This is a genomic window from Curtobacterium sp. PhB191, assembly GCF_004346515.1.
Classification (GTDB): domain Bacteria; phylum Actinomycetota; class Actinomycetes; order Actinomycetales; family Microbacteriaceae; genus Curtobacterium.
On the sequence record NZ_SMBV01000001.1, the window covers coordinates 258,483 to 269,240 of the forward strand.

Annotated in this window: 11 protein-coding genes; 3 read left to right on the forward strand and 8 right to left on the reverse strand. The window is 71.9% G+C overall.

Features of this window, described 5'->3' with window-relative positions; translation table 11 throughout:
* Positions 1-963, reverse strand: a complete 963-nt coding sequence (gene rarD, locus EDF48_RS01210) for an EamA family transporter RarD (RefSeq protein ID WP_207913208.1) — start codon at positions 961-963, stop codon at positions 1-3.
* Positions 964-1,117: 154 nt separating this feature from the next.
* The gene (gene groES, locus EDF48_RS01215) at positions 1,118-1,414 is read right to left on the reverse strand and encodes a co-chaperone GroES (protein ID WP_110893972.1); all 297 of its coding nucleotides are present in this window, start codon (positions 1,412-1,414) and stop codon (positions 1,118-1,120) included.
* Between the two features lie 160 nt (positions 1,415-1,574).
* Here groES and EDF48_RS01220 point away from each other — a divergent pair, with 160 nt between their 5' ends.
* Positions 1,575-2,765 carry a class I SAM-dependent methyltransferase gene (locus EDF48_RS01220; protein WP_131877632.1) on the forward strand — a complete coding sequence of 397 codons (1,191 nt, stop codon included), beginning with the start codon at positions 1,575-1,577 and terminating at the stop codon, positions 2,763-2,765.
* On the opposite strand, the gene EDF48_RS01225 is transcribed toward EDF48_RS01220, so the two are convergent.
* The 6 genes from EDF48_RS01225 to EDF48_RS01250 form a co-directional block, all read right to left on the reverse strand.
* Positions 2,758-3,549 (reverse strand): DUF4190 domain-containing protein, encoded by a 792-nt coding sequence (locus tag EDF48_RS01225; protein ID WP_131877634.1) that lies wholly within the window; start codon positions 3,547-3,549, stop codon positions 2,758-2,760. The genes EDF48_RS01220 and EDF48_RS01225 overlap by 8 nt on opposite strands.
* Positions 3,550-3,638: 89 nt before the next feature.
* On the reverse strand, positions 3,639-4,694 hold the full coding sequence (tsaD, locus tag EDF48_RS01230) for a tRNA (adenosine(37)-N6)-threonylcarbamoyltransferase complex transferase subunit TsaD (protein WP_131877636.1): 1,056 nt from the start codon (positions 4,692-4,694) through the stop codon (positions 3,639-3,641).
* On the reverse strand, positions 4,681-5,241 hold the full coding sequence (gene rimI, locus EDF48_RS01235; RefSeq protein ID WP_243698005.1) for a ribosomal protein S18-alanine N-acetyltransferase: 561 nt from the start codon (positions 5,239-5,241) through the stop codon (positions 4,681-4,683). Before rimI ends, tsaD begins: the two co-directional genes overlap by 14 nt.
* Positions 5,238-5,873, reverse strand: coding sequence for a tRNA (adenosine(37)-N6)-threonylcarbamoyltransferase complex dimerization subunit type 1 TsaB (tsaB, locus tag EDF48_RS01240; RefSeq protein ID WP_131877638.1), 636 nt, complete (start codon positions 5,871-5,873; stop codon positions 5,238-5,240). Before tsaB ends, rimI begins: the two co-directional genes overlap by 4 nt.
* 20 nt (positions 5,874-5,893) lie before the next feature.
* The gene (locus tag EDF48_RS01245) at positions 5,894-8,506 is read right to left on the reverse strand and encodes a polynucleotide kinase-phosphatase (protein ID WP_131877640.1); all 2,613 of its coding nucleotides are present in this window, start codon (positions 8,504-8,506) and stop codon (positions 5,894-5,896) included.
* Positions 8,503-9,942 (reverse strand): 3' terminal RNA ribose 2'-O-methyltransferase Hen1, encoded by a 1,440-nt coding sequence (locus tag EDF48_RS01250; protein WP_131877642.1) that lies wholly within the window; start codon positions 9,940-9,942, stop codon positions 8,503-8,505. Before EDF48_RS01250 ends, EDF48_RS01245 begins: the two co-directional genes overlap by 4 nt.
* Before the next feature lie 165 nt (positions 9,943-10,107).
* Between EDF48_RS01250 and EDF48_RS01255 the strand changes: the two genes are divergently transcribed.
* Both EDF48_RS01255 and EDF48_RS01260 read left to right on the forward strand, forming a co-directional pair.
* Entirely contained in the window at positions 10,108-10,335 is a 228-nt protein-coding gene (locus EDF48_RS01255) for a type II toxin-antitoxin system VapB family antitoxin (protein ID WP_123936950.1), read from the forward strand.
* On the forward strand, positions 10,332-10,736 hold the full coding sequence (locus tag EDF48_RS01260; protein ID WP_131877644.1) for a DUF5615 family PIN-like protein: 405 nt from the start codon (positions 10,332-10,334) through the stop codon (positions 10,734-10,736). The genes EDF48_RS01255 and EDF48_RS01260 overlap by 4 nt, the downstream gene beginning before the upstream one ends.
* Positions 10,737-10,758 lie beyond the last annotated feature (22 nt).

Below are 10,758 nucleotides of genomic sequence, written 5' to 3' on the forward strand. Positions count from 1 at the left end.
TCAGGCGGGCTCGGCCGGAGCAGGTGCGAGCGCTCGGCGACGGGACGCCCGCGCGGCGACGAACGAGTCCGCCGTCAGCACCACGAGCGCCAACCACACGATGCCGAAGCCGAACCAGCGCGCGGGCGGCATCGCCTCGTGCTGCACCACGACACCGACGAGCAACTGCATCACGGGCGCGAGGTACTGCGTCAGCCCGAGGGTCGACAGGCTCACCCGCCGCGCCGACGAGGCGAACAGCAGGAGCGGGACCGCCGTCGCCGGACCCGTGAGCACCGTCACGAGGACGTGCACCCAGCCCTCGCTCGTGAACGTCACGCCGCCGCCGAGCCCCGTCGCGCCGAGCACGACCAGCGCCACGACCGCGATCGGCAGCAGCCACACGGTCTCGATCGTCAGACCACTCAGCGCGTCGACCGTGCCGCCGACCCGCTTCTTCACCAGGCCGTACAGGCCGAACGAGCACGCCAGCACGAGCGAGATCCACGGCACCTGCCCGTAGCCGACTGCGATCACGACGACCGCCACGACGCTGATGCCGACCGCGGCCCACTGCGCCGGCCGCAGGCGTTCGCGGAGCACGACGACGCCGAGCGCGATCGTCACGAGCGGGTTGATGAAGTACCCGAGGGCGGCCTCGACCGTGTGGCCGGTCGTGGTCGCCAGGACGTACACGGTCCAGTTCACCAGGATGAGGACCGCGGCGAGCCCCATCACGGCCATCACCCGGCGCTGCGCCATCAGGGTGCGGGTCCGGAGCCACGAGCGGGTGATGGCGATCGCGACCGCGCAGAACACCAGCCCGAAGACGATCCGCCAGGCGACGATCTCGAACGCGCCGGCCGGGGCCATCGCCGCGAAGAGCAGGGGCATGAGGCCCCAGAGCCCGTACGCGATGATCGCCTGCACCACGCCGACGGATGCCTCGCTGCGGACGGGTCGCGCGGGACTCGGTTCACTCACGGAACCATCCTAGGAACGGCCACCGACGGGCCGGGCGTGCCACGGGCCTCCCGGTCGGAGCACGTGCACGCGACGGACCCGCCGGAAGCCCGCAGACGCACGAACGCCCCGCCGGCCGACAGGCCGAACGGGGCGTTCGCGTGGAGTACTGGACTCAGTTGACGACGACCGCGAGGACGTCGCGGGCCGACAGGACCAGCAGGTCCTCGCCCGAGTACTTGACCTCGGTTCCGCCGTACTTGGAGTAGATGACCTTGTCACCCACGGCGACGTCCAGCGGGACGCGGTTGCCGTTGTCGTCGATGCGACCGGGGCCCACGGCGACGACCTCGCCCTCCTGGGGCTTCTCCTTCGCGGTGTCGGGGATGACCAGACCGGATGCAGTGGTCTGCTCCGCCTCGACCTGGCGGATGACGATGCGATCCTCGAGCGGCTTGATGCTGACGGCCACGGTGACCTCTTCTTTCTCGGTACGGACTCGGTACAGATGAAAACCGGGTTGGCACTACGCACAGGAGAGTGCCAACGCCAACTCTAGGGGGACACTGGCACTCGGTCAATCCGAGTGCCAGCACATCAGGGGAACATCCAGCACCTGGGAGGATCGGGACATGGAAGCCGCCGAACTCGCCGCACTGCTGACCCCCGACGGGATGGCCCTGCTCGACCGTACCCCCGGCGTCTCGGACGGCGGCGAGATCGTCCGGGTGGTGTCGCGGCTCCGTGCCGAGGGGCACGACCCGCAGCTCGTCGCGGCGGTCCTGACCCAGGCAAAGCTCCGGCAGAAGGCCCGTGGCAAGTTCGGCGACTTCGCCGGACGCATGCTCTTCACCGAGGCCGGACTCGAGCAGGCCACCCGCCTGCAGGTCGCCGCCCAGCACGCCGGGCGCTTCGCCGCAGCCGGGCTGACCCGGGTCGCCGACCTCGGGTGCGGGATCGGCGGCGACGCGATGGCGATGGCGGCCCTCGAACTCGACGTCACGGCGGTCGACCGTGACGAGGTCACCGCGGCGGTCGCCACGCACAACCTCGCGGTGTGGCCGAACGCCCGGGTCGAACTCGGCGACGCGGCCTCGTTCGACGTCTCCCGCGTCGACGGCATCTGGATGGACCCCGCACGTCGGACCTCCGGCCACTCGGACACCCGTCGCCTGGCCGACCCGGACGACTGGTCACCCTCGTTGGACACCGTGTTCGCCACCGCGACGACGACGCCGACCGGCGTGAAGCTCGGGCCGGGCATCGACCGCGACCTGATCCCGGACACCGCCGAGGCGCAGTGGACGTCCGTCGACCGCGAGGTCGTCGAGCTCGCGCTGTGGTTCGGGCCCCTCGCCCGGCCGGGGATCCGCCGAGCGGCGACCGTCATCGGTGCACACGGCATCGCCGAGATGACCGGCCCGGCAGACTCCGAGGACGCCGAGGTGGGGCCGCTCGGTTCCTACCTGTACGAGCCGGACGGCGCCGTCATCCGCGCACGGCTCATCGGCGACCTCGCCCGCACCCTGGACGGCCACATGCTCTCCGACGGGATCGCGTACGTCACCTCGGACCGTGCCGTGTCGACGCCCTTCGCCCAGGGCTTCCGGGTGCTCGACACCATGCCGCTCGACGTCAAGCGGCTGGCAGCGCGGCTCGCCGCCGACGGCATCGGCACCGTCGAGATCAAGAAGCGCGGCGTCGACGTCGACCCGGCGCAGTTCCGCAAGCGCCTGCGGCTACGCGGGACCGGTCGTGTGACCCTCGTGCTCACCCGGCTGGAGGGCCGGCACACCGCGATCCTGTGCGAGCGGCTCAGCTGAGGAACGCGCCGGTTCCCGAGTCGTAGCCGTAGTCGGAGTACGAGCTCTGGCCGATCACGCCGAGGAAGATGATGAAGGCGATCCAGATCAGCCAGATGCCGGTCATCACCCAGCCGGCGATGATGCCGGTCAGGGCGAGCGCTCGGCCGGCCTCACCGTTCTGCTTGATCTTGCCGAGCGCGACGTGGCCGAGGATCGCGCCGGCGGGGCCGAGCAGGATCGCGATGAACCACATCGGGACGGCGGCGAGACCGAACACGATCGACAGGATCGCCAGGGTGTTCGTCTTCGGGCGCTGCGCGTAGGGCTGGTAGCCCGTCGCACCGTAGGCACCCGCGGGCGCGTACGGCTGCTGATGCGGCTGCTGCTGCTGCGGCTGCGCGTAGGGGTTCTGACCGCCCTGCTGCTGCGCGTACGGGTTCTGCTGGCCGTACGGGTTCTGGGCGGCGCCGTACGGGTCCTGCGGCGCCTGCGGTGCCGAGTACGGGTTCTGCTGCTGCGGCTGCTGCGGAGCCGCGTACGGGTTCGCCGGCTGCGGCTGGCCGTACGGGTTGGACTGCTGCGGCTGACCGTACGGGTTCGGCTGCTGCGGTGCCGCGTACGGGTTCGACGGCTGCTGCTGCCCGTACGGGTTGGACTGCTGCGGCTGCTCGGGAGCCGACGGGGCCTGGGGTGCGTCGGGGGCCTGCGGTGCATCCGGAGCGGGCGTCCCCTCGGGCTGCCCGCCGGTCGTGCCGCCCGGCGTCGTCTCGCCCGGCTTCGGCCACTCGTTCTGATCGGACACCGTCCACCCCTCTCGGCGCCCGGTCTCTCCGACGCCACGTGAATCCTCCCACAGGCACCCGAGGGCCGACCGGTCGGGGCCCGGACGGTTCAGACCTGGACGGTCGTCACCGGCAACGTCGAGTCGGCCGCGATCCCGAGGTCGCTCGGCGCGTGCCCCTCGGCGACCAGGCGTGCGCCGACGGCAGCGATCATGGCGCCGTTGTCCGTGCACAGGTCGAACGGCGGGATCCGCAGCTGCACCCCCGCAGCGGCGCACCGCTCCTCGGCGACCTGCCGTAGCCGAGCGTTCGCGACCACACCGCCACCGAGCAGGAGCCGGTCCACGCCGGTGTCGCGGCACGCGTTCAAGGCCTTGGTCAGCAGGACGTCGACGACGGCTTCTCGGAAGCTCGCCGCGACGTCGGCCACGGGCACCTCGCGCCCTTCGTCGCGGCAGCGCTCGACCCAGCGGGCGACGGCGGTCTTCAGCCCGGAGAACGAGAAGTCGTACCGGTGCGCGGCCAGGTCCTTCGGCAGCGTCAGGCCGCGGGGGAACCGGATGGCCTTCGGGTCGCCGTCCGCTGCAGCGCGGTCGATCTGCGGCCCGCCGGGGTACGGCAGGCCGAGCAGCCGTGCAACCTTGTCGAACGCTTCACCCGCGGCGTCGTCGATGGTCTCGCCGAGCAGTTCGACGTCGCCGACCAGGTCCTTCACGAGCAGCAGCGAGGTGTGCCCGCCGGACACCAGCAGGGCGATCGTCGGCAGCTCGATGTCACTGCCGTCCGTGCGCAGGACGTCGGCACCGACATGCCCGACCAGGTGGTTCACGCCGTACAGGGGCTTGCCGGTGGCGACGGCGAGCGCCTTCGCGGCACCGACCCCGACCATGAGCGCGCCCGCCAGCCCCGGCCCGGCGGTGACCGCGAAGGCGTCGAGTTCGTCGAGGGTGACCCCGGCCCGCTCGAGGGCCTCGTGCAGCGTCGGGGTCATCGCCTCGAGGTGGGCCCGCGCGGCGACCTCGGGCACGACGCCGCCGTACCGGGCGTGCTCGTCCATGCTCGACGCGATGACGTTCGCGAGCAGGGTGCTCCCCCGCACGATGCCCACGCCCGTCTCGTCGCAGCTCGTCTCGATGCCGAGCACCAGTGGTTCAGCCACGCTCATCGAGCGCCTCCTGTCCGATCGGGCCGACGGTCGACGTCGTCGTCGGCGTCGTCGCCGCGTCTGCTGCGACCGGCAGCTCCGCCCGCATCACCCACGCGTCGACGCCGTCCGGCTGGTAGTACCGCGGCCGGGTCGCGATGTGCTCGAACCCGAACGCCGTGTACATCGACTGCGCGACGGGGTTGTCGGCGCGGACCTCGAGGAACACCTCGCGCACACCGCGGCGACGGGCCTCGTCGAGGAGGTCCGTGAAGAGCACCCGCCCGAGTCCCTTGCCGCGCTGCTCGGCTGCGACCGCGATGGTCTGCACGTCGGCGACCGGGTTGCCCGCCAACGAGGACAGTCCGGCGTACCCGACGACCGACGGCGCGGCCGAGTCGTCGACGGTCTCGATCACGACGTAGTACCCGTGCGGCGAGTACAGCTCGCCCGACATCTGCGACGCCGACCAGGCGTCCGTCGGGAACGAGACGTGCTCGAGCCACATGATGTCGTCGAGGTCCTGCGGGTGCGCCCGCCGCAGGCGGAGCCCGTCCGGCACCGTCACTGCTTCACCCGCTTCGGCGCACCCGGCACCGTGACGTCGGGTTCCCGCAGGTAGAGGGGGGTGTCCTGGTCGAACCCCGCGCCGGACCGCAGGCGGTCCGCGGCGAGTGATCCGAGCCTCCAGGCAGGGATGGACAGGGCAGTCACGCGGTCCCAGCCCACCGCTTCGGGCCGGGAGGCACGGATCGCCTCGTCGAGATCGGCGGGCCTGGCGAGACCCGGACCCGCAACGCGCGTGCCGGTCTGGTCGTACGCGCTCCAGTAGACCTCGCGCCGGCGGGCGTCCGTCAGGACGACGAACGGTCCGTCTCGTCGCCCGTCGCGCTCGTCGGCCGCGACCGCGTCGTGGCTGACGAGTGGCAGGACGGGGACGCCGACCGCGGCGGCGAAGGTGCGTGCGGCGACGATGCCGACGCGCAGACCGGTGAAGGGTCCGGGGCCCATGCCGGCGACCACGCCCGTGACGTCCGCGCCGGTGATGCCGGCCTCGGCGAGCACCTCGGCCAGGAACGGGCCGATCACCTCGGCGTGCCGGCGGCTGTCCTCGGTGTCGCGGGTGGCGAGGGGCGTGCCGGTGGCCGGGTCGACGACGGCCACGGACGTTCCGGCGGAGGTGTCGATGGCGAGGAGCACCCGTCCATCGTAGGCGCGCGTCACAGGCGCGGGTCGACGGCCTCGGACTCCATCGCCAGGACCCCGAACACCGACTGGTGCACCCGCCACAGCGGCTCGCCGGCCACGAAGCGTTCCAGGGACTCCAGCCCCAGGGCGTACTCGCGCAGCGCCATCGACCGCTTGTGCCGCAGGTCGCGGTCGCGCAGCCGAGCGAGGTTCTCGGCTTCGCTGTACTCCGGCCCGTAGATGATCCGCAGGTACTCGCGGCCGCGGACCTTCACCCCGGGTTGGACGAGTCCCTTCGGCCCGCGGACCAGGTTCGCCTCGGGCTTGACGACCGCGCCCTCGCCGCCGGCCTCCGTGATCGCCTGCCACCAGTCAGTCGCGGCGGCGCGGCTGGCATCGTCGGTGACGTCGACGAGGGCCGAGCGGGTGGCCCGGACCACGTCGGGAGCCGCCGCCGCCAACCGCTCGGACACGTCGAGGTGCCAGCCGTGCGGTCGGTCGGCGAACGTCCGCCCCTCGGCGGCGAGGACTTGGAACGGCGCGAACCGGACTTCGTCGATGCCGGTCGACGGCGTCGCGTACCGCCGGTAGGACGCCGTGTAGGCGTCCGCAGCGGCCGCACGTCGGCGGGTCCGGTCGAGCAGGTCGGCGACGTCGACACCGGCGTCCCGTGCGGACTCGAGCGCGGCGACGGCGGTCGGGAACGCGCCAGCGGCTGCGGCACCGACCTCGGCGTACCAATCGCGGATCATCCCCTCGGCCTTCACCGCCCACGGCAGCACCTCGCCGTCGAGCAGCACCCAGTCCGAGTCGAGTTCCGCCCACAGTCCGGCCCGCTCGAACGCCTCGGACAACCGTCCGGCGAACGTCGTGGTCGTCGCCGCGTCGAAGAACGACCGGCCGGTGCGGGTGTACGCGACACCGTTCCAGCCGACGGGAGCGTCGAAGCGCGACGGGTCTCTGGCGAGCAGCACGGTGGCCCGTGAGCCCATGTGCTTCTCCTCCATCCGCACCGACTGCACGCCCTGGTCGCGGAAGTACGTGAACGCCTCGGCGGGGTGCTCCAGGTGGTCAGGGAGCGCGGACGTCGCAACGGGACTCATCGTCGGCGGCAGGTACGGCAGCCAGCGTGGGTCGATGGCGAACCGGCTCATCACCTCGAGGGCGCCGGCGGCGTGCTCCGCACGGATGCCGACCCGCCCGTGGTGCCGGGTCTCGACGATCTGCCGGCCGGTCACGTCCTCGATCGGGAGCACGCCGGGGACGCGACGTGGTGACGGGGCCGCACCGGGCCTCCCGTCCGTCGCGCTCGTCGTCGGACCGGACTCGGTCGGGCCACGCAACGGCTCGAGCGGCTTGGCCGCCTCGTAGTGGACGCGTTCCGCGTCCACCTGCACGAGCTCGCGCTCCGGGTACCGGAGCGCCGAGAGCTTCCCGCCGAACACGCAGCCGGTGTCGAGGCACATCGTGCCGTTGATCCACTCGGCGTCCACCGTCGGGGTGTGCCCGTAGAGCACCATCGCCGAACCCCGGTACGAATCCGCCCACGGCAGCCGCACGGGCAACCCGTACTCGTCGCTCTCACCGGTCGTGTCGCCGTACAGCGCGAACGAGCGCACCCGACCGGACGCCCGGCCCTGGTACTGCTCCAGCATGCCGGCGTGCGCGACCACGAGCGCGCCGTCGTCGAGCACGAGGTGCCCGACGAGTCCGCGGCAGAACTCCCGGACCTCGGCGCGGAAGTCCTCGGACTCGGCCGCGAGCTGCGCGAGCGTCTCGGCGAGACCGTGCGAGGTCTGGACCTTGCGGCCGTCGAGCGCGCGGACGAGCTTGTCCTCGTGGTTGCCCGGCACCGCGAGCGCGTGCCCGTTCCGCACCATGCCCATCACCAGCCGGAGGGCGCCGGGGCTGTCCGGTCCACGGTCGACGAGGTCGCCGAGGAACAGCGCCCGTCGGCCATCCGGGTGCACGGCGTCGACGGGGCGGCCCGCCTCGTCACGGAGCAGCGTCCAGCCGAGCCGACCGAGCAACGCCTCGAGCTCCGACCGGCAGCCGTGCACGTCGCCGATGACGTCGAAGGGGCCGTGCTCGTCGCGCCGGTCGTTGAGCAGCGGCTGCCGGACGATCGTCGCCGCCGCGATCGCGTCCTCGCCACGGAGCACGTGCACCCGGCGGAACCCCTCCTTGTTCAGGCCCTTCAGCCCGCGTCGGAGCTGCCCCTGCTGGCGGCGCACCACATCGGCGCCGAAGTCACGATCGGTCCTGGCGGCGTTCCGCGCGACGCACACCGACTCCGGGACGTCGAGGACGATCGCGACCGGCAGGACGTCGTGGTCGCGGGCGAGCCGGACGAAGTCGCGGCGGGCCTCCGGTTGGACGTTCGTCGCGTCGACCACGGTGAGCAGGCCGTCGCGGAGACGCTGCGCGGCGACGTGCTTGAGGGCCGCGAACGCCGCCGGGGTCGCCGCCTGGTCGTTCTCGTCGTTCGAGACGAGGCCGCGGAACACGTCGCTCGACAGGGTCTCGTACCGGCCGAAGTGCTGCGCGGCGAACGTGGACTTGCCGGAACCGCTCGTGCCGACGAGGAGCACCAGGGACATCTCCGGGATCGTCAGGGCGCGTTCGCGGTCGTCGTGGGCGTTCATGCGCGGGTCTCCGAGCCGTCGAGGCGGCGGAACAGGGCGAGCTGGGTGGGTGGGCCGACCTCGAGGTCGTCGTCGCCGATCGGGCGGAACTCGACCGTGTAGCCGTGCCGGTCGCCGACCGCCGTGGCCCACGACCGGAACTCCGCACGCGTCCACTCGAACCGGTGGTCGGGGTGCCGGAAGCGTCCGGCGGCGAGGCGTTCGAACCGGACGTTGTGTTCAGCGTTCGGCGTCGTGATGACTGCGGCGCGGGGTCGGGCGGCTGCGAAGACCGAGGTCTCGAGCGCCGGCAGCCGTTCGGGATCGACGTGCTCGACGACCTCCATCAGGACGATCGCGTCCAACCCCGCCAGGCGGTCGTCCGAGTAGGTCACCGACGACTGCAGCAGGCGGACCCTGGCACGCTGCGCGTCACCGGCCTCGTCGAGGTGCAGCCGTCGCTCGGCGCGTTCGAGCTCGCGCGGGGCGACGTCGGTGCCGATGATCGTGGTGAACGTGCGGTCGGCAACGAGGTGCCGGAGCAACGCACCTTCGCCGCAGCCGACGTCCGCGACCGTCCGGGCACCGGTGTCGGCGAGGGCCGTGAGCACGGCTTCGGCGCGGCGGCGGTACAGCGGGGTCTCGGTCTCGGTCTCGGTCTTCGTCGCGGTCGTCGTCTCGGTCTCGGCGACCGGCCCGGTCGTCGCGTCCTCCTCGGACCCGGTCAACCGGGTGGTCGCATCGGCCACCAGGGAACGCTGGTGCGCGAGGCACCGGGTGGTGATGAGGTCCCGCAGCGGGTGCTCGGCGAGCCAGCCCTCGCCGCGGCGCAGGAGCTTGCCAACCTCGTCGTCACCCACCCAGTAGTGCTTCGCGTCATCGAGGACCGGCAGCAGGACGGTGAGCTGCCGGAGGGCGTCGGACAGGCGGACGCTCCCCCGCAACCGCAGCCCCACGGTCGCCGCGTCACCCCACTCCGGACGGGTCTCGTCGAGCGGACGCCGGACCTCGTCGACGTCCCATCCCAGGGGCGCGAAGAGCCGGGTCGCGAGCCCGACACCATGCTCGTCGACCTCGCTCGGCACGCTCGTCAGCGTGATGTCGAGCTCCATCGATGCAGCGGCCCGCTCCGGGCGGGACTCGCTCGAGCCGGCCATCGCGCTGCGGAACACCTGCCCGATCGCCAGGGCCAGCATGGACGTCGACACGTACGGTCGGTCGTTGACGTAGCGGGACAGCGCCTGGGTGTCGGCACCGTAGCGCTTGCTCCGGGCAAGGGCGATCGAGTCGACCTCGAGCAGCAGCGCCACGGTGCACACCGCAGGCTTGTCCGCGGGGTAGAACACGTGCGCCGTCCCGACGCTCAAGTCGAAGGCCTGCGCTCGGCCGGGGTGCTTGTGCAGCAGGTGGGAGAAGTCCGGGGCAGCCTCGCCCCGGGTCGAGAGCGTCACGAGCACGCGGTCCTCCGTCGGTCGTCCTCCGGCGATCTCGCCAGCCGGTGGTGGACCGGAGGACGAGCTTACGAGGCTTCCGGCGGTCGGTGGAACCAGCGGGCCGTCCCATCACTCGCGTTTCTATATAGAGCGATGTATATTCGGACGCAGCCGCGAAGGAGGTCCGCCATGACCGTCACCACCATCGATCTCGATCCCGACGTGCTCAGCCTCGCCAAGGAACTCACCGGCGCGCGCAGCAACCGCGACGTCGTCACCCGAGCACTGCAGACCCTCATCGCGATCCGACGTCAGCCCGCCGCGGTGGAACGGGTCATCGAGCGGCAGTTCACCGACGAGCAGATCGCTGCCAGCACGGTGCACTACACAGCTCCGCACACCCCCGCCGGGCTGTGAGCGCGTACATCGTCGACAACTCGGTGTGGTGGAAGGCCGGGCGGTCCCCCGGGATCGCGGGCCGTCTCCGAGCAATCTCGACGCGCGACCTCATCCTGACCTGCCCACCGCAGGTCCTCGAGTACTGCTTCTCAGCTCGGACTGCGGCCGAGCACGTCGAGTTCCAGGCCGACATGGCGTTGTACCTGTCTGCCGAGGAGCACCCGACCACCGATGACGTGCTCGCGGTGCAAGCGGCGCTCTGGGCGGGCGGGTACGTCCGCGGCGCTGGAGTCACGGACACCCAGATCGCCGCGTACGCGATCGCCAACGACGCCACCGTGCTCGCTGCTGACAAGGACTTCGAGCACATCGCTGCGGTCGTCCCCCGCTTCCGCCACGAGTACGTCCCCGAGGGCTGAACACGCCGCCGCCGTTGCGGTT